The organism is Azonexus hydrophilus DSM 23864 (genome assembly GCF_000429605.1).
In the GTDB taxonomy this organism is placed as follows: Bacteria; Pseudomonadota; Gammaproteobacteria; order Burkholderiales; family Rhodocyclaceae; genus Azonexus; species Azonexus hydrophilus.
The window spans coordinates 127,814-147,581 of the sequence record NZ_AUCE01000012.1; the positions used below are offsets into that span (position 1 = coordinate 127,814).

Sequence of the window (19,768 nt, forward strand, 5' to 3'; positions counted from 1 at the left end):
TGTCGGATTTTCTCCGTGGGCGATGCGACACGATGTCGGGTTTCAAACGCCCATTTGCTGTCGGCTGTGCAGGGCTTGCAGCGCGTCTTCCAGGCTGAGCAGCAGACTGACGCCGGGGATGGCGGCGGTCCGTTGTACCCCGGCGCCGCCGGCCCACAAACAGATTTCGCTGGGCAGCAGGGCACGCAGTTGTTGCAGCAACGGAGCGACCTGGCGGGCGGGGAAGGCGCTGGAGAAGGACAGGGCAACGATGTCGGCGGCGTGCGCCTCGCTGGCGCGGACGATCTCCATCAGCGGCATCTGCGTGCCCAGCGGGATGCATTCCGCGCCTTCGAGGCAGAACAGGGCCTCGGCCATCAGCAGGCCGAGCACATGCTGTTCCTCGGGCACCGTGGTCAGCAGGATGCGGGGATGGCCCCGGCCGGCCGGCAGCGCGGCGATGTTCTGGCGCAGCAGGCGCTTGCTCAGTTCGGTGAACAGGTGTTCCTCGAAAACTTCGATGCGACCGCTTTCCCAGGCCTGGCCGATCTGCCAGGACAGCGGGGCAATGGTGTCCTGGACAAAACGCTGCAGGCCCTGGCGGGCTACGCGCTGTTGCATGGCCTGGGTGAAGCCGGTCGCGTCGTGGCGGCGGATCAGCTCAATCAGCGCGGCCAGGTCGTCGGCGTCGGCGTTCTCCGCCGGTTCGCCGGCAACATTCGCGTGGCGCGGGGCGAGGACGGCGAGTTCCTCGGTCGGCAGCGCAATCAGCTTGCCGGGCCGGTGGCCGCGGTCCATCAGGCGTTTTATCTGGCACAGGCGGTCCACCTGCTCGGCGCTGTACTGGCGTTCGCCGGTGCTGTCGCGTTCGGGTGACGGAAACCCGTAACGGCGTTCCCAGACGCGCAGGACATCCTTGGAAAGACCGGTTTCGCGTTCGACGGCGGCAATATTGAAATTCGGGGAGCTCATTGTTTTGTCCTGAACAAATGTTAGACAAACAGTTGACATTGATCGATTTGCTGACTATCTTACGAACAAAGATAATTTTTGTCCAGGACAAAATAGCGGCCAGCCCCAGTTTTTGTTCACCCTTGCGACCCACTTGGAGAAAACGCATGAACGCCCCGGAAAAAATCTTCCTGCCCGATGTCCAGTCCAGCCCGGATACCCGTTTTCTGGCGATCCAGAACGTCGGCGTCAAGGGCTTGCGCTATCCGATCCAGTTCCAGTCGGCCGATGGTTCGGTGCTGGCCACCGTGGCGACCATAGCCATGACCGTCGGTCTGGCTGCCGACGTCAAGGGAACCCACATGTCGCGCTTCGTCGAGCTGCTCGAAGCCGGGCGTGGCGTGGTCAGCCAGGACGGCCTGTTCCGCATGCTCGAAGAAATGCTGATGCGCCTGGAGGCCAGCAGCGGCCGCATCGAAATGCGTTTCCCCTGGTTCATCCGCAAGGCGGCACCGGTTTCCGGCGCCGAGAGCCTGCTCGACTACGACGCGACTTTCATCGTCGACAAGCAGGAAGGGCGTTACCCGACCCTGAGCATGGAAATCACCGCGCCGGTGACCAGCCTCTGCCCCTGCTCGAAGAAGATTTCCGATTACGGTGCGCACAACCAGCGCTCGCACATCACCCTGTCGGTCAATTTACGCGCCCTGATGTCGCTGGACGAACTGGTGCGCATCGCCGAGGAAGAGGCGTCCTGCGAGGTGTTCGGTCTGCTCAAGCGGCCGGACGAGAAGTGGGTGACCGAACGCGCCTACGACAATCCGAAGTTCGTCGAGGATCTGGTGCGCGACATCGCCCTGCGCCTGATGAAGGAACCGCGGGTCGCATCCTGGCGCGTGATTTCCGAGAATTTCGAGTCGATCCACAACCACTCCGCTTACGCGGAACTGCACGGCAGCAATGCCTGAGGAGCGATCATGGACAGGATGAACCGTCAGCGTATCGCCGTCGTCGGCGCCGGCATCTCGGGTCTGGCCAGTGCCTGGCTGCTGTCGCGCCGCTACGACGTGACCCTGTTCGAGGCGGGTGATTACCTCGGCGGTCACACCAATACCGTAGACGTCACCGTGGATGGTTTCACGCATCCGGTCGATACCGGTTTCCTGGTTTTCAACGAGCTTACCTATCCCAACCTGATCGCCATGTTTGCCCTGCTCGGGGTCGATTCGGTGGCGACCGAGATGTCGTTCGCGGTCAGCCTGCGCAAGCCCGAACTCGAATGGGCGGGCAGCAACCTGGCCACGGTCTTCGGCCAGAAGCGCAATCTGCTGCGCCCGGCCTTCTGGCGCATGCTCGGCGACATCCTGCGCTTCAACCGCGAGAGCACCGCCTGGCTGTTGTCGCATCCCGGCGATTCGCGCAGCCTGGGCGAGTTTCTCGACGCCGGCGGCTATTCGCGCGAATTCGCCGACTGGTACCTGCTGCCGATGGCGGCCGCCATCTGGTCCTGTCCGACCGGCCAGATGCGCGCCATGCCGCTCGGGCCCTTCGTCCGTTTCTGCAACAACCACGGCCTGCTGCAGATTTTCGACCGGCCGGCCTGGCGCACCGTCAGCGGCGGCGCCCGGACCTATGTGCGCAAGCTCGCCGAACAGCTCGCCGACGTCCGTGTCGCCTGCCCGGTCAGCGCCGTGACGCGAGAAGCCGCCGGCCTGAGGGTGACGCATGAGCACGGTAGCGACCACTACGACCAGGTGGTGATGGCCTGCCACAGCGACCAGTCGCTGGCCATTCTCGGCTACACCGCCAGCGACGCCCAGCGCGAGGTGCTGGCGGCGATCCGCTACCAGCCGAACCGGGCCATCCTGCATACCGATCCGGCCCTGCTGCCACGCCAGCGTTCGCTGTGGTCGGCGTGGAACTACTTTGCCGGCGAAGGCGCGCCGGGCGAGCAGCCGGTCGGCGTTTCCTACCTGATCAACAAGCTGCAGCCGCTGCCTTTCTCGACGCCGGTGGTGGTGACCCTCAACCCGGTCAGCGAGCCGGCGCCGGACAAGATTCTGGCCGAGTTCGACTATGCCCACCCGGTGTTCGACGCCGCCGCCATCGCCGCCCAGGAAAGGCTGCCTGAGGTCCAGGGCGAGAACGGCATCTGGCTGGCCGGTGCCTGGGGCAGCTACGGCTTCCACGAGGACGGCCTCAAGTCGGCCTTGCGCGTGGCCAATGCGCTCGGCGTCCAGGCGCCCTGGCAGGGTAGCGTCGCCGAACTGCTGGCCGAAACGGAGACGGCCTGAGGTCATCATGCGCGGCACGCCCGAACTTTTCCTCGGCCACGTCATGCACCGGCGCCTGCGGCCGGCGGTGAACGCCTTCGTCTATCCGGTGTTCTACCTCCAGCTGCCGGTGCGCCGACTGGGCGAGTGCGACTGCGGCATCTTCTCGGTCGACCGCCGCAACATCCTCTCGCTGCGCAGCGCGGACTACGGTCCCCGCGACGGTTCGCCGCTGTTGCCGTGGATCACCGGCGTGTTACGCGAGCACGGCCTGCCCGACGACGGCGAGATCGTGCTGCAGACCTTCCCGCGCGTTTTCGGTTACGTCTTCAATCCGGTCAGCTTCTGGTACTGCCGCGACCGCGCCGGCGCGCTGATCGCCGTCCTCGCCGAAGTGAACAACACCTTCGGCGGTCATCACAGCTACCTGCTGCACGACCACGGCCGGCCGCTGGCTGACGGTGCCGAACTCCAAGCCGCCAAGATATTCCACGTCTCGCCGTTCTGCGAGGTGGAAGGTGGCTACCGCTTCCGCTTCCGCCTGGAGCGGGATACCCAGGTGGCCCGCATCGACTACGCCGACGCCGACGGCGACCTGCTGCTCACCTCGATTTCCGGCCGCCCGCAGGGCTGGCGAGTGGGCAGCCTGTTGCGCAACTTCCTGCGCATGCCGCTGCTCACGGCTGGCGTCATTTTCCGCATTCACTGGCAGGCGCTCAAATTGTGGCTGAAGGGCGTGCCCTTCGTCGGCGCCAACCCGGGCAACAAGGGCCCGCTACTTCAGGAGACAAGCAAATGAACGAAACCCTGACCCTGCGGGGCGGCCGCCGGCCGGCCCGCGACACGCGGACACTGTTCGAACTGCTCGCCGGTCTGCGCGGCGGCCTGCTCGAGATCCGCCTGCCGGACGGCAGCAATACCCTGTTCGGCGAAGGCGACAGCGGCGTCAGCCTGCAGGTGCACGACGAAGCGATGTTCAGCCGGGTACTCGCCCGGGGCGACATCGGCCTGGCCGAAGCCTACCTCGACGGCCACTGGGACAGCCCCGACCTGAGCGGCGTGCTGGCATTGCTGGCCGGCAACCGGGAGACGCTGCGCCAGGCCGTGTACGGCTCCTGGGGTGCCTTGCTGCTGGCGCGCCTTCGCCACCTGCTCAACCGCAACAGCCGCAGCGGCAGCCGGCGCAACATCCTCGCCCACTACGACCTGGGCAACGACTTCTACCGCCTGTGGCTGGATCGCACGATGAGCTATTCGTCGGCAATTTATCGCGACGCCGACGACGGCAGCCTGGAAAGTGCCCAGCAGGCCAAGTACCGGCGCATCCTCGACCGCCTGCAGGCGCAACCGGGCCAGCAGATTCTGGAAATCGGCTGCGGCTGGGGCGGCTTCGCCCGCATGGCCTGCGACGACGGGCTGGCACTCACCGGCTTGACCTTGTCGCCGGCGCAACTGGCCTGGGCGCAGAACCGGGTGCCGGAAGCCGACCTGCGCCTGCAGGATTACCGCGATCTGAACGAGCGCTTCGATCACGTCGTCTCGATCGAGATGTTCGAGGCGGTCGGCGAGCGCTGGTGGCCGACCTATTTCGTCAAAGTGGCCGGCGCACTCAAGCCCGGCGGCAAGGCGGTGGTCCAGAGCATCACCATTGCCGACGACCTGTTCGCCGACTACCGCAAGGGGACGGACTTCATCCAGCAGTACATCTTCCCCGGCGGCATGCTGCCGTCGCGCACCGCCTTCCGTGCCGCCGCAGCGCGGCAGGGCCTGTTGGTGAACGACGAATTTGCCTTCGGTCGCGACTATGCGCGTACCCTGGCCGAGTGGCGGCAGGCTTTTGAGCATAACTGGCCGGCCATCCGCCAGCAGGGTTTCGACGAACGTTTCCGTCGTCTGTGGCGTTTCTACCTGGCCTATTGCGAGGCCGGTTTCCTGGCCGGCAACATCGACGTGGTCCAGTTCGAGCTCGCTCATGCGCCGGCGTAGCCTGCTGTTGGCCGGGCTGGCAGCACTGTGCTGGCCGCTGCTCGGCACTGCCAGCCCGATGCAGGGGCTGCGTCCGCGCGGTCAGGGCAGCTTCCGCCGCTTCGGTTTTCACGTCTACGACGCCACCTTGTGGACCGGCGAGGTTCCCGACGGCCCGCCGCTGGCACTGCGCCTGGATTACCGGCGCAAGCTGTCCGGCCAGGCCATCGCCGACGCCAGTACGACCGAGATGCGCCGCCTGGTCGGCGACGTGGCGCAACTGGCTGCCTGGGACCAGGCCATGCGCCGCATCTTTCCCGATGTGCGCGATGGTGATCACCTGCTCGGCGTGTGGCGCGACGATGGCGCCTATTTCTATCAGAACGATGCCCTGATCGGCGCCGTGCGCGATCCGGCCTTCGCCCGAGCCTTCTTCGGCATCTGGCTCGATCCGCGCAGCAGCGCGCCGGCCCTGCGTGCCGCCTTGCTCGGCCGGGGCTGAGATGCGTCCGCTGCCGACCCTGGCCTACGGTCTGCTGGCACTGCCCCTGGCATTCGCCGCGTTGCCGCTGTATGTCCATGTGCCGGCCTTCTACGCCAACGTCACCGGTCTCGACCTCGGTCTGCTTGGCGCCATCCTGCTGCTCGCCCGCCTGCTCGACGCCGGCATCGATCCCTGGCTGGGCTGGCTGGCCGACCGGGTGTCGCGCCGGCGCATGGTGGCCGTCTCGCTGTTGCCCTTCGCTGTCGGTTTCGTTGCCCTGCTCAACCCGCCGGTAGAACACGCCGCGCCCTGGCTGCTGGCCAGCCTGCTGCTGACTTACGCCGGTTTCTCCGCCGCCACCGTCGCCTATCAGGCCTGGGGCGCGGCAGTCGGTAATGACGCGCCGGAGCGCACCCGGCTGGTCGCTTCACGCGAGGCTTTCGGCCTGCTCGGCGTGCTCGTCGCCGCCGCCCTGCCGGCCCTGCTGGCGGTCGCGCTCAACGACGGCATCGCCCGTCTGGCCTGGGTCCTGCCGGTGCTGCTGGTGCTCGCCGGTGGCGTCACCCTGGCCCGGGTTGGTGAGGGTGATGCTCGGGTGGCGGTCAGCAGCGCCTTGCTGCCGGCACTGCGCGCGGTGCTGCGCGATACCGCCTTCCGCCGGCTGTTGCTGGTCTTCATCTGCAACGGCTTCGCTGCGGCGATTCCGGCGACGCTGTTCCTGTTCTTCGTCGCCGACATCCTGCAGGCGGAAGCTGCAAGCGGGCCGCTGCTCGCTGCCTACTTCCTGGCCGGGGCGGCGTCGCTGCCACTGTGGCTGAAGCTGTCCGTGCGCATCGGCCGGCCGCGCGCCTGGTTGCTGGCGATGGGCGTGGCCATGCTCGCCTTTGCCGGCGCCGGCCTGCTCGGGCCGGGCGATATCGCGCTGTTCGCCGTCGTCTGTTTGGCGTCGGGGCTGGCGCTCGGCGCCGACCTGGCCCTGCCGGCGGCGCTGGCGGCCGACCTCGGCGAGCGCCAGGGACGTTCGGGTGCCTGTTTCGGGGTGTGGAACTTCTTCGCCAAGCTCAACCTGGCGCTGGCCGCCGGCATCGCCCTGCCGCTGCTCGGTGTCTTCGATTACCGGCCGGGCAGCGATCAGGGGCAAACCGCCCTGGTCTTGGCCTATGCCTTGCTGCCGCTGCTGTTCAAAGCGCTGGCCGCCATCCTGTTGTGGCGCTGGCGCAATTCACTGGAGGTCGAATCATGAAACTACTGGCTGCTGCCTTGTTGTCGCTCGGACTGGCCGCCTGCGCCACGCCCGGCGTCGAACACTACCGGGCCGAGCAACCGCGCCTGGTCCTCGAACAGTATTTCTCCGGCAAGCTCGACGCCTGGGGCATGTTCCAGGGCCGCGACGGCGCCGTGCAGAAGCATTTGCATGTCGTCATCGACGCCAGCTGGCAGGGTGATACCGGTGTGCTCGACGAGCATTTCACCTGGTCCGACGGCAGCACTTCGCGCCGGGTGTGGACGCTGCGCCGGCAGCCCGACGGCCGCTACATCGGCACCGCCGACGATGTCGTCGGCGAGGCCATCGGCGAAGTCTCGGGCAATGCGCTGCGCTGGCGCTACGTGTTGGCATTGCCGGTCGACGGCAAGGTGTACCACGTCGATTTCGACGACTGGATGTTCCTGATCGACGACAAGGTGATGCTCAACCGCTCGCGCATGTCGAAGTGGGGCTTCCACCTCGGCGAAGTCACCCTGAGTTTCACCAAGCGCTGAGCGGCAGCATGGCGCTCAATCCGCGTATTCGCGACTGGCAGGGCAAGCGGGTCTGGTTGCTCGGCGCCTCGACCGGCATTGGTGCCGCGCTGGCGAAGTTGCTGGCGGCGCGCGGCGCCCGCCTGGCGCTCAGCGGCCGGCGCGCCGAGGCACTGGCAGCGTTGGCCATTCCCGGTGCCCGCTGCCTGCCTTGCGACGTCACCGACTCCGCCGCCCTGGTCGCCGCCTCCGCCGAGCTGCGCAGCGAGTGGGGCGGAATCGACCTGGTCGTGTATCTGGCCGGCGACTACGTGCCTATGGGCGCTGACAACTTCGACCTGGCCGCCGCCGAGCGCCTGCTCGCGGTCAATTTCAGCGGTGCCATGCGCCTGACCGCCGCCGTCCTGCCCGAGCTGCGCCCGGGCGGTGGTATCGCCTTCGTCGCCAGCGTCGCTGGCTACCGCGGCCTGCCCAAGGCGCTGGCTTACGGTCCGGGCAAGGCGGCGCTGATCCACTTCGCCGAATGCCTGTACCTCGACCTGGCGCCGCGCGGCATCGGCGTCTGGGCGATCAACCCGGGCTTCGTCGCCACCCGCCTGACGGCGCAGAACGATTTCGCCATGCCGGCGCTGCTGACGCCGGAGGCGGCGGCGCGGGCAACGCTTGATGGCCTGGCTGGCGGCGCTTTCGAAATTCACTACCCGAAGCGCTTCACCCGCGTCCTCAAGCTGCTCTCGCTGCTGCCCGACCGCTGGTATTTTCCCCTCATCCGTCGTTTCACCGGAGGCTGACATGAAGCTGGATGCCCTGATCGACTTCTACCATACGCTGACCCCGGAGACCGTCGGCCGCTTCGCCGAGTTCTACGCCGACGACGCCTGGTTCAAGGACCCGTTCAACGAGGTGCGCGGCCTGCCGGCCATCGAGCGCATCTTCCGCCACATGTTCACCCAGGTCGGCGAGCCGCGCTTCGTCGTCACTGAAACTGTCAGCGATGCCGGTGGTGCCATGCTGGTGTGGGAATTCAGTTTCCGCGTGCGGCTCTGGGGCAAAGGCGAGACGCAACTGATGCGCGGCGTCTCCCACCTTAAGTTCGACGCCGCCGGCAAGGTCAGCCACCATCGCGATTACTGGGACACCGGCGAGGAGTTGTACATGAAGCTGCCGCTGATGGGCGGCCTGTGGCGCGGGCTGCGCCGGATGTTGGCGGCCTGATTCAGGCGACGGCAGGTTTGCCGCCGTCGACCACCTTGACGTGCGGGAAGGGTATCTCGATGCCCAGTCGGTCGAAAGCCAGTTTGGCCCGGCGCAGGTATTCGCGGCGCACCCCCCATTGCTCGCCGGGGGCGACCCGGAAGCGGCCGCGGATGACGATGGACGAAGCAGCCCATTGGTCGACGCCGGCGATTTCCAGTGGCGCCAGTATCTTGCTGGTGTAATCCGGGTCGTTGCTCAATTCCTCGCCAATCTCTCGCATGGCAGAGATGACCTGATCCACATCTTCACCGTAGCCGACGCCAAGATCGATCACCGCATGGGCGAAGCCCTGGCACATGTTGGTGACAACGGTGATTTGTCCGTTGGGGATGAAATGCACGTTGCCGCCGTAGTCGCGCAGGCGCAGGTAACGCAGGGTCAATTCCTCGACGGCGCCGATCTTGCCGCCGGCTTCGATGACGTCGCCGATGCGGATCTGGTTTTCCAGTAGCAGGAAGAAGCCGGTGAAGTAGTCCTTGACCAGGCTTTGCGCGCCGAAACCGACGGCAATGCCGGCGACCCCGGCGGCACCAAGCAGCGGCGCGACCGAGATGCCGAGTTCGCCGAGCATCAGCAGACCGGTGACCACGGTCAGGATCACCGTCAGGGCGTAACGGAGTACGCGCGATAACGTACGAACCCGTTGTGCGCCCTCGAAATTTTCCTGGCGGCTGGCGATCAGTTCGCGGAATTTTGGCGCTGTGCGATTGATCAGATATTGAAAGAACAGGGCCAGCGTGAAGATGGTGGCAATCCGCAGCGGGGTGGCGAATTGCTGGAGCAGATTGTGTAGTGACCCCGGGTCGCTTGGCAGCATGTTGTTCTCCAGTTTGCTTGGTTTATTGGTTGATTTTCAAATCAAGTTTGCGTTGTATAAATAGGCTGTTGTTTAAATTATATTTGGAATCATATAGATGGCTTGTTACAATGTTTGACGCGGCGGCAAATTGCATTGATTGTCAATGTAATTTGTTCGTGTCGTACCCTGGGGTGCGACGGTTTTTTTGCTGTTGATGTCCTGTGGTTTCGCCGCTCCGGGGGGCGTCCGGGAGTGACGCAATGCTATTGGCCACCGACCTTGACGGAACCTTTCTCGGCGGTTCGGCGGAACACCGCCAGACCCTTTATCAACTGATTGCCGGCAGCCAGGATATCCAGCTGGTGTTTGTCACCGGACGCGGGCTGGAGGCGGTGATGCCGCTGCTCGCCGACCCGCTGGTGCCGACACCCGACTACATCATCTGCGATGTCGGCGGCACCATTGTCGAAGGCGCTTCGCTGCAGCCGGTGCAGCCGTTGCAGGCCGATATCGATCTGCGCTGGCCCGGTGAACGGGCGGTCGCCGAGGCGATGGCGCGGTTTCCCGAGCTGGAGCGCCAGGAAGTACCGCAGCAGCGGCGCTGTTCCTATTTCTGTCACCAGGATGCGGTGACGCCGCAACTGGTCGAAGCGGCGCGCGTGCTCGATTGCGAAGTCCTCTATTCGGCCAGCCGCTATCTCGACCTGTTGCCGGCCGGCGTGAACAAGGGCAGCAGCCTGCGCGCGCTGGTCGCCCAGCTCGGCGTTGCCGATGATCAGGTGCTGGTGGCCGGTGACACGCTCAACGATCTGGCAATGTACGAAGCCGGGTTCCAGGGTGTCTGTGTCGGTGATTCGGAGCCGGCCCTGCTGGCGGCTACCGCCGATCTGCCGAAGACGCTGCACGCCAGCGAGCCGGGGTGTGGCGGCATCCTGGAAGCGATTGTCCATTTCTCGCTGCTCCAGCCGGGCTATCTCGACGCGGCGACGGTCAGCGCCGAGCGCGGTCCGGCCGAACTGGTCATGGTCTATCACCGCCTGCCCTACGAGGAGCACCGGATCAACGGGCGCATCGTGCAGCGCCGGCCGAAATCGCCGAACGGCATCATTCCCACCCTGCTGTCCTTTTTCGGGGCGGGCCGGCGCGGCTCCTGGGTTGCCTGGAGCATCCACGACGAGGCAAACGATCCGCCGTTCGAGGTGCATACCACCGTCGACGCCAAAGCCTACCCGGGCCTGCTGGCGGCGCGGGTGGCCTTGAGCAAGGATGAGGTCGACGTCTTCTACAAGCGTTTTTCCAAGGAAGCCTTCTGGCCGACGCTGCATACCTTCTGGGAGCGGGCCGTGTTCCGCGAGGAAGACTGGCAGGTCTTCCTCGCCGTGAACCGCAAGTTTGCCGAGCGGGCGGCGGCCGAAGCGGCCGAGGGCGCGACCATCTGGCTGCACGACTACAACCTGTGGATGGTGCCGGCGGTACTGCGCGAGCTGCGCCCGGATGTGAAAATCGCCTTCTTCCACCACACCTATTTCCCGTCGGCCGATGCCTTCAACGTCCTGCCCTGGCGCCGCGAAATCGTCGGCAGCTTGCTGCAGTGCGACTACATCGGTTTCCACATTCCGCGTCAGGCGGAAAACTTCGTCGATGTCGCATCCGGCGTCGCCTCGCTGCAGATCATCGAACGCCGCGCCTGCGCGCCGCGCTACCTGACCTACGGCTGCGCCGTCGGGCTGGAGACGATGACCACGCGGATCGAGGTGCATGGCCGGCAGATTGGCCTGGGCGCGCATCCGGTCGGGCTTGATCTCAATCGCATCCGGCAGTCGCTGCAACATCCCAAGACGCCGGGGCGGCGGGCGGCGATCCGCAACGAATTCGCCGGCAAGCGTCTGGTGCTGTCGGTCGAGCGGCTTGACTACACCAAGGGCACGCTGGAGAAGATCCGGGCGTTCGGCGACCTGCTCGAACGCAATCCGGAAATGCGTGGCAAGGTCTCGCTGGTCGTGGTCTGCGTGCCGGCGGCCAAGGAAATGACGATCTACGACGAACTACAGGTGCAGATCGAACAGGCGGTCGGCCGCGTCAACGGCCAGTACGCTGAAGTCGGCTGGTCGCCGATCCGTTTCTTCTTCCGGCCGCTGCCCTTCGAGGAAGTGGTCGCCTGGTACGCGGAAAGCGACGTGATGTGGATCACCCCGCTACGCGACGGCCTCAACCTGGTGTGCAAGGAATATGTCGCCACCCAGGGCCAGACCGACGGGCGCGGTGTGCTTGTACTGTCGGAGTTCGCCGGGGCCGCCGCCGAACTGCACGGCGCTCTGCTGACCAATCCGCACGACCCGGCCGACTTGCGCGAGCGCCTGCGCCAGGCCATCGAAATGGACCCGGTCGAACGCGATTCGCGCCTGCGCGGTCTGAACGAAATCGTCTGCCACAACGACATCGACCGCTGGGGGCGGGAGTTCCTTGAGGCGGTCGGCAGCGTTCAGTGAGCTTCCGGTTCCAGCATCTCGATGACGGCCGGCGTGGTTCGCACCATCGGCGTCATCGGCGTCTGATGTTCGACATCGGCCGGGGCCCTGGCCGATAGCCACCAGGCGGTGCCGGCCAGCAGGCACTGGGTGGCGATGAACCAGGCCGGCAGCGCCGACGGGCCGAAGTGATGCATCAGCGTCCCGGCGAGGAAGGGGCTGATGCTGGCGCCGACGCCGTGCAGCAGCAACAGGCTGGCGCAGCCGGCGATGATCTCGGGTTTTTCCAGACGGTCCATCATGCGGGCGACGGCCAGCGGGTACATGGCAAAGGCGAAGCCGCCGTAGACAAAAACCGCCAGCAGTATCCAGCCCAGGCCGTGGGGCGACGCCAGCAGGAGGCCACCGGCGAGCAGGGCGGCGATCAGCGCGATGATGCTGATCACGTGGCCGCGATCCAGGTGGTTGGTGACGATGCCGATCGGCCATTGGAAAGCCGCGCCGCCGATGATGGCGACGGTCATGAACCAGGCCACGCCGTTGTGGCCGAGGCCGCTGGTATCGGCCCAGACCGGCGCCAGGCCCCAGAAGGCGCCCTGGGCGAAACCGGAGAGCAGGCCGGCGGCGCAGGCGACCGGCGCCCGTTGAAAGAGTGTGCGCAGGGCGATACCATGAACTTCCTCGACCACCGGCTGGGCCAGTCGCGTTGCCGCGACCGGCATCACGGCGGCGCAGATCGACAGCGCCGCCAGCGCGAACAGCACGTGCCCGGCCGGGTCGCTCCAGTGCAGCAACTGCTGCGCCAGCGCCAGCGAACCGAGATTGACCGCCATGTAGGTGGCGAAGATGCGGCTGCGCTGGGCCGGTGCCGCGTGGCTGTTGAGCCAGCTTTCGATGGTCGTGTACAGGCCGACCATGCCCATCCCGGTGATCAGGCGCAGCAGCCCCCACACCCAGGGATTGGCAACCAGTTCGTGGAGCAGCGCGGCGCAGGCGATGGCGGCGGTGAAGAAGGCGAAGGCGCGGACATGGCCGACGCGGCGGATCATCATCGGCCCGAGATAAGTGCCGGCCAGGAAGCCGACGAAGTACATGGCACCGATGCTGCCCAGCGTCTGGCTGTCGAAACCTTCGATGCCGCCGCGCACGGCGAGCAGCGTGCCGAGCAGGCCGCTGCCGAGCAGCAGCAGGGCGACACCGAGGAGCAGGGCGGTGAGGGGGAGAATCTGGGTCATCGCGGCCGGGGGTGAGGCAAGGCCTTCATTGTGCCCCGGATCGGCAGCGAATTGCCGGATGGGTACGCATTGTTACAGTGGTAACGGCGCCGTAACATCGCCCGGCTAAGCTGCCGGGATGATCATCGCCGCCCGTTCCCTGCCGCTGACCTGCCTGTGCCTGCTGGCGGCGATTGCCCTGAGCGCCTGTTCGCCGCGCGCGCTGGTCATCAACAGTCTGGCCGACGAACTCGCCGGGCAAAGCCAGGGGGCGGAAAACGATCCCGAACTGGCGCGCGATGCCGCACCCTTCTACCTCAAGCTGTCCGAAGCCGTACTCGCGCAACAGCCCGGCCATGCCGCACTGGCCGAAGGCCTGGCCGCGCGCATGACCGAATACGCCTACGCCTTCGTCGCTTTCGAGGCCGACCGCGTCGAGCGCGACGACCTGGCTGCTGCCGAGCATCTGCGCCGCCGGGCTGCCGGCCTCTACCAGCGGGCCAGTCGGCACGCGTTGCGCGCGCTGGAAATTCGCCATCCCGGTTTCGCTGTAGCGCTGGCCGATCCGTCGGCTAACGTGCTGCTGCCGGCCAGCGATGCCGGTCTCGCCTACTGGGCTGCTGCCGCCTGGGGCAGCTGGATCGCCCTGGCCAAGGACAATCCCGAAATCGTTGCCGACCTGCCGCTGGTCGTCCGTCTCGCCGCCGTGGCCGAGACCGCCGATCCCGACTGGGGCAACGGCGCCCTGATCAGCCTGCGGGCGACGCTGGAAGCGGCGCGCCCCGGCGGCGACCGCGTGCTGGCGGCGCGCTGGTTCGACGCCGCCATCGCGCGGGCGGCCGGTGGCAGCGCCGCCGTGTTCGTCGCCAAGGCGGAGAGCATTGCCCTGCCGGCGGGCCAGCGCGAAAGCTTTGAACAGCTATTGCGCCAGGCGCTGGCCGTACGCGACACCGCCGGCAGCCCGCTGACGCTACAAAACGAAGTCATGCGCCGCCGCGCGGCCTGGCTGCTCGAACAGGCGCCCGACCTGTTCTGATCCGGAGAAATCATGAAGAAACTGTTTTCCGTCCTCTGCCTGGGGAGCCTGTTGTCGCTGCTGGCGCCTGTCGCTTCCGCCCAGGAACAGCAACTGCGCATCGGCACGCTGGCGCCGAAGAATTCGCTCTACCACCGCCAGTTGATGGGCCTGGGCGAAGCCTGGCGCAAGGCCCAGGGCGGTGGTCGCTACCTGGTCTATCCCGACGGCAGCCAGGGCGGCGAGACTGACATGGTGCGGCGCATGCGCATCGGCCAGTTGCAGGGAGCGCTGATGTCGGTGGTCGGCCTGCGCGAGATCGAGCCGTCGATTGCCGCACTGCAGGCGATGCCGTTGATGTTCCGCAGCTGGGAAGAGGTCGATTACGTGCGCGAGAAGATGCGCCCGGCAATGGAGAAGAAATTCCTCGATCAGGGCTTCGTCGTGCTCGCCTGGGGCGACGCCGGCTGGGTGCGCTTCTTCTCGAAGAAGCCGGCGCGCCATCCCGACGACTACAAGTCGATGAAGTTCTTCGCCTGGGGCGGTGAATCCGAACAGCAGGAAATCATGAAGCGCCTCGGCTACACGCCGGTGCCGCTGGAAACCGCCGACATCCTGCCGGCGATCCAGACCGGGATGATCGACGCCGTCCCGTCCACGCCCTATTTCGCGCTGGCGACACAGATCTACAACACCGCCGACAACATGCTCGACCTCAACTGGGCGCCCATCGTCGGCGCCCTGATCGTCACCAAGAAGTCGTGGGACGCGATGAGCCCGGCCACCCAGCAGGCGGTGCGCGAAGCCGGCGCCAAGGCCGGTGCCGAAATCCGCGCCCAGGCGCGCAAGGAAGTCGACGAGGCGGTGGCGGCGATGCAGAAACGCGGGCTGACCGTGAATACGCCCGACGCCGCCCAGATGCAGGCCTGGAACGCGCTGGCCGAACGCCTCTACCCGCAGATTCGCGGTCGCCTGGTGCCGGCAGCGACCTTCGACGAAGTCGTCGGTCATCTCAAGGATTTCCGTGCCGGCAAGCGCTGAGCGATGAAGGCGCTCGCTCGTCTGGCGTCGTTTGACGCCGTTCTCGCGGCCACCGCGCTGGCGCTGATGCTGCTCCTGCCGCTGATCGAGATCGTCCTGCGGCCGTTGTTCGGCGTCGGCATCGCCAACGCGCCGTCCTTCGTCCAGCACGCCGGCTTGGTGCTGGCCATGTTCGGTGCCCTGGTCGCCGAGCGCGGCAATCACCTGACTTCGCTCGGCGCCGGTTTCGCCGCCGCCCACGACCCCCGCCTGCGCCGCTGGGCCGGGCGTTACGCCCGCGCCGGCTCGGCCGTGCTCTGCGGCATGCTGGCGCAGGCCAGCGCGACCTTCGTCGTCGCCGAGATGGAAATGCCGCGCGACATCGCTCACGGTATTGCCGGCTGGTGGTTCATGCTCGCCATGCCGCTGGGTTTTCTGCTGCTCGGTGCGCGCTTCGGCTGGCGGCTGGAAGCTGGCCTGCCGTGGCGGATCGCCGCCTTGCTGGCGCTGCCAGCCCTCGGCTGGCTGTTTGCCCAGCAGTACGACGGCCAGATGTTGGCGCTGTGGCCATTCGCCGTCGGTCTGCTGCTCCTGTTGCTGTGCGGCGCGCCGGTGTTCACCGTGCTCGGCGGGCTGGCGCTGGCCCTGTTCTGGAGCGAGGGCCAGCCGCTGGCGGCGGTGCCGCTCAGCCATTACCAGATCACGGTGAATCCCTCGCTGCCGGCCTTGCCGCTGTTCACCCTGGCCGGCCTGGTGTTTGCCCGCACCGGTGCCGCCGCCCGCCTCGGCACGCTGTTCACCGCGCTGTTCGGCGGTGGCGTGCTCGGTACGGCGCTGGCCGCTGCCGTACTCTGTTCCTGCTTCACCGCGCTGACCGGTGGCAGCGGCGTGACCATCCTGGCGCTCGGCGGCCTGTTGCTGCCGTTGCTGATGAAAGCCGGCTTTCCGGAGCGCCGTGGCATCGGCCTGGTGACCAGCGCCAGCGCGCTGGGCGTGCTGCTGGCGCCGTCGGTGCCGCTGATCATGTACGCGATCATCGCCCGCGTGCCGATCAATACCATGTTCCTGGCCGGCATCCTGCCGGCGCTGGTGATGATCTTCTTCCTGCTGGTCGTCGGTGGTTTCCTGCGACGTGGCGAACAGACGGTGGTGGCGCCGCCCTCGCGCCCCGATTTCGCCGCCGCCCGTCGCGCCGCCTGGGCGGCCAAGTGGGAAATCCTGGCGCCGGTGGTGGCGGTGGGTTCGCTGGTCGGCGGCTTTGCCACGCCGACCGAGAGCGCGGCGCTGACGGCGGCCTATGCCTTGCTGACCCAATCGCTGCTGCACCGCGAGATCGATTTTCGCGGCGTGCTGCGCGCGCTGGTCGATTGCGCCCAGGTGATCGGTGGGATCATGCTGATCCTCGGCATGGCGCTGGGGCTGACCAATTTCCTGGTCGACGCCGGCATCCCGGACCGCGCCATCGACTGGGTGCAGTCGGTACTGCCCAATAAATGGACCTTCCTGATCGCGCTCAACCTCTTTCTGCTGCTGGCCGGTGCGCTGATGGAAATCTACGCGGCCATCGTCGTCCTGGTGCCGCTGCTGCTGCCGATTGCGCTGGCTTACGGCATCGACCCGGTGCATTTCGGCATCATCTTCCTGGCCAATCTGGAACTCGCCTACCTGACGCCGCCGTCGGGCATGAACCTCTACTTCTCGTCGGCGATGTTCGGCAAGTCGCTGCGCGAGGTGGCGGTGTCGGTGCTGCCGGCAGCGCTGGCGATTTTCCTTGGGGTGTTGACCATCTCGCTGCTGCCTTTCCTGGCGACCTGGCTACCTTCGGTGGCCGGCTTCTGAGGCGCAAGCCAGGACTCGACCTTCTCCCATAGCCAGCTGCCTGAATGGGTCTTGCCGTCGAGCACGTAGTCGATTTCGTTGGCATTTTGCAGCGTCAGCTTGAGGCGGTCTAGGGTATTCAGCGAACTGGCGAACAGCAACTGGTCGCCGGCGGCCAGTTCAAAATCACTGTCCGGCAGTAGATGAATCCGGTCGCTGCGCTCGACCAGTAGCGGGATCGCCGGCAATTGCCGGCTGCGGTCGCTGTCGTCGCGCAGGATTTCGGCCAGGCTGAAGGCCCGGCCGCGCATCAATGAGAGCCGGGCGGCCGGGGCTTCCGAGGCGTTCAGGCGGATGCTCCAGACCGTCGGTGTCAGTCCGTCGCACAGGGTTTGCAGGCGTTCGACCAGGGCGTGGCACCAGGCTTCGTCGCGCGCGCCCAGTTCACTTAGGAAGCGGGCGAGCAGCGGGGTGGTCAGGATGGCAATGCACTCATGGGCGACGATGTGGCTCGGCACCATCGCGAATTCCGGGCCGTAGGCCTGGAACAGCGCGCTGTTGGCGGCCTGGTTCTGGCGCGTGACGACGAACAGGTCAGGCTTGAGTTCGGTGGCGGTGACGGCGATCGACAGGTTGTTCACGTCGTTGTCGCTGCCGGCGATGATGCCGGAGGCGTCGGCAATGCCGGCGGCGATCAGGGTTCTGGCTTCGGTGCCGTCGCCGACGATGCGTTCGTCGCCGCCGGGCGCGGTCGGATCGATGATGCTCAGGCGGATGCCGGCGGCCTGCAGGCGCTCGCCGACGGCCTGGCCGAAGCGCCCGTAGCCACAGAGTATCCAGTGGCCGTGCGGCGGCCGGTGCGGGGCCGGGATCGGCGAGTCGGGCAGGCTGGTCAGCAGTTCGATCAGGCGGAAACGTTCGGGCGCGGTGACCGCCAGCGCCAGGTGCTCGGCGAAACGCTCGAAGGGGTTGATGATGTGGTCGGTGTTGAACGAGGCCATGTTGGCGGTCACCGACGGGCTGCGCGCGCGGGCGATGATCGGCAGCTTGGGCGCGAGCAGGTGGACGGCGATGGCAATTGCCAGGTTGGCGTGTTCGTCATTGGTGACGGCCAGTACGCCACGGCATTTCGGGTGTTGCAGCCCGGCCAGCAGCAGGTTGTCGGGTAGGCTGGCATCGGCGGCCAGCGCCGGGGTGTCGGTCTTGAAGTCGAGCAGGTCGAGTTCCTCGACACGTAGTTCGTCCTTTTCCAGCACCACGAAAGCCTGGCCGAGGCGGTCGAAGTTGCGGCAGATCAGGCCGCCGGTTTCGCCGCAACCACAGACCAGGTAGAACGGCTCCTTGAGCCGGCGCACGCGGCGCTGGAAGCGGCTAGCGGTCAGCGTGTTCTGGAAACCTTTGTCCTGGAGCAGGGCGATCAGCGTGATCACCGAATACGACCAGCCGACCACAGACAGGTAGATGCAGACGATGACCCACAGTCGCTGGGCGTCGGAGAAGGCATTCGGGATTTCACCGAAGCCGATGGTCGTCGCCGTGTAGCTGATGAAGTAGAAAGCGTGGAAGAAGGACAGCGGTGGCGCCGGATTGCCGTCGGCGTCGATGCCGGGGACCAGCGTCAGGCCGAAGACCGAGATCGCATAGAGAACGATCAGCAGGATGATCGGCGCTCGCATGCGCCGCAGGACCAGGAAGAAGGTGCTGTTGACCACCGTCGGCTCCGCGTCAGCGGCGCAGCATCACGGTTTCGACGATCAGGATGATGACCGACACGACATTGGCGAACAGCGCGCCGCCGGACAGCGAAACGACGCTGGAGGTGACCGAGGCGGTCATGCCCTCGCCGGTGATATGCACGGCAACGCCCCAGGTGACGGCGGCGGCGATCAGCTGCAGGTCGGCGACCAGGCTGGTGGCCAGGTGGATGGCGCCGATCTGGGTGCGGTCGCCAAACTTGAGCGCGGTGGCAATCAGGCTGACGACCAGTGCCGCCGCCAGCTCATAGACATGGTGCAGTTCCGGGCGGTCGATGTCGCCAAGGAAAAAGCCGAAGTTCAGGGTCGCCGCGAGGACGATGAAGAAACCGAAAACGACTTTTTCCAGATTCATGCTGGCGATCGCTCCAGATCAGCGGGCTTCGACTGGTGCAGTCAGCGGGGCCGTCTTGCGGGCGCCGAGTGCCTGTTCGTCGAGGCGGCGAATGTCTTCGTCCGACAGTACTTCCAGGATGTTGACCACCTTGCGCACGCCGGCTGTGGTGCGGGCGACGGAAATCGCCACCTTGGCCTCACGCTCGTTGACCACGCCCATCAGGTAGGTAGCGCCACGCTCGGTGACAACCTTGATGTGATTGGCCGAAATCTGGTTGCTGTCGACCAGGCGGGCCTTGACCTTGGAGTCGATGAAGGAGTCGTTGCTGCGTTGCCCCAAGGTCGAGATCGGGCCAACCACCAGTTCGTTGTATACCTCGCGGACGCCCTCGAGCCTGCGCGCTTCTGCTTCGATGGTCGATTTTGCGTCCTCGTTGGGAACTTCGCCGGTGATCAGCAGCCGACGGTTGTAGGAGGTGAAATTGACCCGTGATGTCTCTTTGTATTGCGCGGGAATACGTGCACGGGCCCGCCATTCGGTGGTTTCGTCGTCGGCCTGGGTGCCGGTCGAGCGGCGATCATGGATGCTCATCACGCCCACGGCGGCGCCGGCGACGACGGCCGGGAAGCAGCCCTGCAGGGTCGGGACGGCCAGGGCAAGGAGGATCAGGGAAAGGCTGAGGCGGTTTTTCATG

18 protein-coding genes and 1 pseudogene are annotated in these 19,768 nt (G+C 66.3%); 13 read left to right on the forward strand and 6 right to left on the reverse strand.

Annotated features, from left to right (window positions below):
- Positions 1–42: 42 nt before the first annotated feature.
- The gene (locus G471_RS0104630; RefSeq protein WP_028994297.1) at positions 43–951 is read right to left on the reverse strand and encodes a MerR family transcriptional regulator; all 909 of its coding nucleotides are present in this window, start codon (positions 949–951) and stop codon (positions 43–45) included.
- 146 nt (positions 952–1,097) lie between these two features.
- On the opposite strand from G471_RS0104630, the gene folE2 reads away from it, so the two are divergent.
- Genes folE2 through G471_RS0104675 form a run of 9 tightly spaced genes read left to right on the forward strand, consistent with a single transcriptional unit; the run spans position 1,098 to position 8,607 of the window.
- Positions 1,098–1,898 (forward strand): GTP cyclohydrolase FolE2, encoded by an 801-nt coding sequence (gene folE2, locus G471_RS0104635; RefSeq protein ID WP_028994298.1) that lies wholly within the window; start codon positions 1,098–1,100, stop codon positions 1,896–1,898.
- 9 nt (positions 1,899–1,907) lie between these two features.
- On the forward strand, positions 1,908–3,224 hold the full coding sequence (locus tag G471_RS0104640) for an FAD-dependent oxidoreductase (protein WP_043420888.1): 1,317 nt from the start codon (positions 1,908–1,910) through the stop codon (positions 3,222–3,224).
- Positions 3,225–3,231: 7 nt separating this feature from the next.
- Positions 3,232–4,002, forward strand: coding sequence for a DUF1365 domain-containing protein (locus G471_RS0104645; RefSeq protein ID WP_028994300.1), 771 nt, complete (start codon positions 3,232–3,234; stop codon positions 4,000–4,002).
- On the forward strand, positions 3,999–5,189 hold the full coding sequence (locus tag G471_RS0104650; protein WP_028994301.1) for an SAM-dependent methyltransferase: 1,191 nt from the start codon (positions 3,999–4,001) through the stop codon (positions 5,187–5,189). Before G471_RS0104645 ends, G471_RS0104650 begins: the two co-directional genes overlap by 4 nt.
- On the forward strand, positions 5,176–5,670 hold the full coding sequence (locus G471_RS0104655; RefSeq protein WP_028994302.1) for a chalcone isomerase family protein: 495 nt from the start codon (positions 5,176–5,178) through the stop codon (positions 5,668–5,670). The genes G471_RS0104650 and G471_RS0104655 overlap by 14 nt, the downstream gene beginning before the upstream one ends.
- Before the next feature lies 1 nt (position 5,671).
- Positions 5,672–6,895 (forward strand): MFS transporter, encoded by a 1,224-nt coding sequence (locus G471_RS0104660; RefSeq protein WP_028994303.1) that lies wholly within the window; start codon positions 5,672–5,674, stop codon positions 6,893–6,895.
- Positions 6,892–7,413 carry a DUF3833 domain-containing protein gene (locus tag G471_RS0104665; protein WP_028994304.1) on the forward strand — a complete coding sequence of 174 codons (522 nt, stop codon included), beginning with the start codon at positions 6,892–6,894 and terminating at the stop codon, positions 7,411–7,413. Before G471_RS0104660 ends, G471_RS0104665 begins: the two co-directional genes overlap by 4 nt.
- Before the next feature lie 8 nt (positions 7,414–7,421).
- A complete protein-coding gene (locus tag G471_RS0104670; RefSeq protein WP_028994305.1) occupies positions 7,422–8,183 on the forward strand; it encodes an SDR family NAD(P)-dependent oxidoreductase in 762 nt (253 codons plus the stop codon).
- Position 8,184: 1 nt separating this feature from the next.
- Positions 8,185–8,607: a nuclear transport factor 2 family protein gene (locus G471_RS0104675; protein ID WP_028994306.1), complete on the forward strand. Its 423-nt coding sequence runs from the start codon at positions 8,185–8,187 to the stop codon at positions 8,605–8,607.
- A 1-nt stretch (position 8,608) separates the two neighbouring features.
- Here the strand turns inward: G471_RS0104675 and G471_RS16735 are convergent, their stop codons facing one another.
- Positions 8,609–9,466 (reverse strand): mechanosensitive ion channel family protein, encoded by an 858-nt coding sequence (locus G471_RS16735; protein ID WP_051295291.1) that lies wholly within the window; start codon positions 9,464–9,466, stop codon positions 8,609–8,611.
- Between the two features lie 242 nt (positions 9,467–9,708).
- Here G471_RS16735 and ggpS point away from each other — a divergent pair, with 242 nt between their 5' ends.
- Positions 9,709–11,937 (forward strand): glucosylglycerol-phosphate synthase, encoded by a 2,229-nt coding sequence (gene ggpS, locus G471_RS0104685; protein ID WP_028994307.1) that lies wholly within the window; start codon positions 9,709–9,711, stop codon positions 11,935–11,937.
- Here the strand turns inward: ggpS and G471_RS0104690 are convergent.
- On the reverse strand, positions 11,931–13,151 hold the full coding sequence (locus G471_RS0104690) for an MFS transporter (RefSeq protein WP_088177954.1): 1,221 nt from the start codon (positions 13,149–13,151) through the stop codon (positions 11,931–11,933). The two genes, ggpS and G471_RS0104690, sit on opposite strands and share 7 nt — an antisense overlap.
- A gap of 118 nt (positions 13,152–13,269) precedes the next feature.
- Between G471_RS0104690 and G471_RS0104695 the strand changes: the two genes are divergently transcribed.
- The 3 genes and pseudogenes from G471_RS0104695 to G471_RS0104705 form a co-directional block, all read left to right on the forward strand.
- Positions 13,270–14,166 carry a TRAP transporter TatT component family protein gene (locus tag G471_RS0104695; RefSeq protein WP_028994309.1) on the forward strand — a complete coding sequence of 299 codons (897 nt, stop codon included), beginning with the start codon at positions 13,270–13,272 and terminating at the stop codon, positions 14,164–14,166.
- Positions 14,167–14,178: 12 nt separating this feature from the next.
- Positions 14,179–15,186 carry a TRAP transporter substrate-binding protein gene (locus tag G471_RS0104700; RefSeq protein WP_028994310.1) on the forward strand — a complete coding sequence of 336 codons (1,008 nt, stop codon included), beginning with the start codon at positions 14,179–14,181 and terminating at the stop codon, positions 15,184–15,186.
- Positions 15,187–15,252: 66 nt separating this feature from the next.
- A pseudogene (locus tag G471_RS0104705) lies at positions 15,253–16,926 on the forward strand (TRAP transporter large permease subunit); the annotation flags it as partial.
- Here G471_RS0104705 and G471_RS18615 read toward each other — a convergent pair.
- Genes G471_RS18615 through G471_RS0104720 form a run of 3 tightly spaced genes read right to left on the reverse strand, consistent with a single transcriptional unit; the run spans position 16,857 to position 19,767 of the window.
- Positions 16,857–18,695 carry a potassium channel family protein gene (locus G471_RS18615; protein WP_245580506.1) on the reverse strand — a complete coding sequence of 613 codons (1,839 nt, stop codon included), beginning with the start codon at positions 18,693–18,695 and terminating at the stop codon, positions 16,857–16,859. The pseudogene G471_RS0104705 and the gene G471_RS18615 sit on opposite strands and share 70 nt — an antisense overlap.
- Before the next feature lie 13 nt (positions 18,696–18,708).
- A complete protein-coding gene (locus tag G471_RS0104715; RefSeq protein ID WP_028994313.1) occupies positions 18,709–19,092 on the reverse strand; it encodes a DUF6394 family protein in 384 nt (127 codons plus the stop codon).
- 18 nt (positions 19,093–19,110) lie between these two features.
- Positions 19,111–19,767, reverse strand: coding sequence for a BON domain-containing protein (locus tag G471_RS0104720; RefSeq protein WP_028994314.1), 657 nt, complete (start codon positions 19,765–19,767; stop codon positions 19,111–19,113).
- Between the last annotated feature and the right edge of the window lies 1 nt (position 19,768).

Excerpts from the sequence above, each read along its gene's own strand:
- G471_RS0104665 (WP_028994304.1), top strand. The coding sequence starts at position 6,892 with ATGAAACTACTGGCTGCTGCCTTGTTGTCGCTCGGACTGGCCGCCTGC.
- G471_RS0104670 (WP_028994305.1), top strand. The coding sequence starts at position 7,422 with ATGGCGCTCAATCCGCGTATTCGCGACTGGCAGGGCAAGCGGGTCTGG.
- G471_RS0104650 (WP_028994301.1), top strand. The coding sequence starts at position 3,999 with ATGAACGAAACCCTGACCCTGCGGGGCGGCCGCCGGCCGGCCCGCGAC.
- G471_RS0104720 (WP_028994314.1), bottom strand. The coding sequence starts at position 19,767 with ATGAAAAACCGCCTCAGCCTTTCCCTGATCCTCCTTGCCCTGGCCGTC.
- G471_RS0104690 (WP_088177954.1), bottom strand. The coding sequence starts at position 13,151 with ATGACCCAGATTCTCCCCCTCACCGCCCTGCTCCTCGGTGTCGCCCTG.
- G471_RS0104675 (WP_028994306.1), top strand. The coding sequence starts at position 8,185 with ATGAAGCTGGATGCCCTGATCGACTTCTACCATACGCTGACCCCGGAG.
- G471_RS0104640 (WP_043420888.1), top strand. The coding sequence starts at position 1,908 with ATGGACAGGATGAACCGTCAGCGTATCGCCGTCGTCGGCGCCGGCATC.
- G471_RS0104700 (WP_028994310.1), top strand. The coding sequence starts at position 14,179 with ATGAAGAAACTGTTTTCCGTCCTCTGCCTGGGGAGCCTGTTGTCGCTG.
- ggpS (WP_028994307.1), top strand. The coding sequence starts at position 9,709 with ATGCTATTGGCCACCGACCTTGACGGAACCTTTCTCGGCGGTTCGGCG.
- G471_RS0104655 (WP_028994302.1), top strand. The coding sequence starts at position 5,176 with ATGCGCCGGCGTAGCCTGCTGTTGGCCGGGCTGGCAGCACTGTGCTGG.
- G471_RS0104715 (WP_028994313.1), bottom strand. The coding sequence starts at position 19,092 with ATGAATCTGGAAAAAGTCGTTTTCGGTTTCTTCATCGTCCTCGCGGCG.
- G471_RS0104695 (WP_028994309.1), top strand. The coding sequence starts at position 13,270 with ATGATCATCGCCGCCCGTTCCCTGCCGCTGACCTGCCTGTGCCTGCTG.
- folE2 (WP_028994298.1), top strand. The coding sequence starts at position 1,098 with ATGAACGCCCCGGAAAAAATCTTCCTGCCCGATGTCCAGTCCAGCCCG.
- G471_RS16735 (WP_051295291.1), bottom strand. The coding sequence starts at position 9,466 with ATGCTGCCAAGCGACCCGGGGTCACTACACAATCTGCTCCAGCAATTC.
- G471_RS0104645 (WP_028994300.1), top strand. The coding sequence starts at position 3,232 with ATGCGCGGCACGCCCGAACTTTTCCTCGGCCACGTCATGCACCGGCGC.
- G471_RS0104660 (WP_028994303.1), top strand. The coding sequence starts at position 5,672 with ATGCGTCCGCTGCCGACCCTGGCCTACGGTCTGCTGGCACTGCCCCTG.
- G471_RS0104630 (WP_028994297.1), bottom strand. The coding sequence starts at position 951 with ATGAGCTCCCCGAATTTCAATATTGCCGCCGTCGAACGCGAAACCGGT.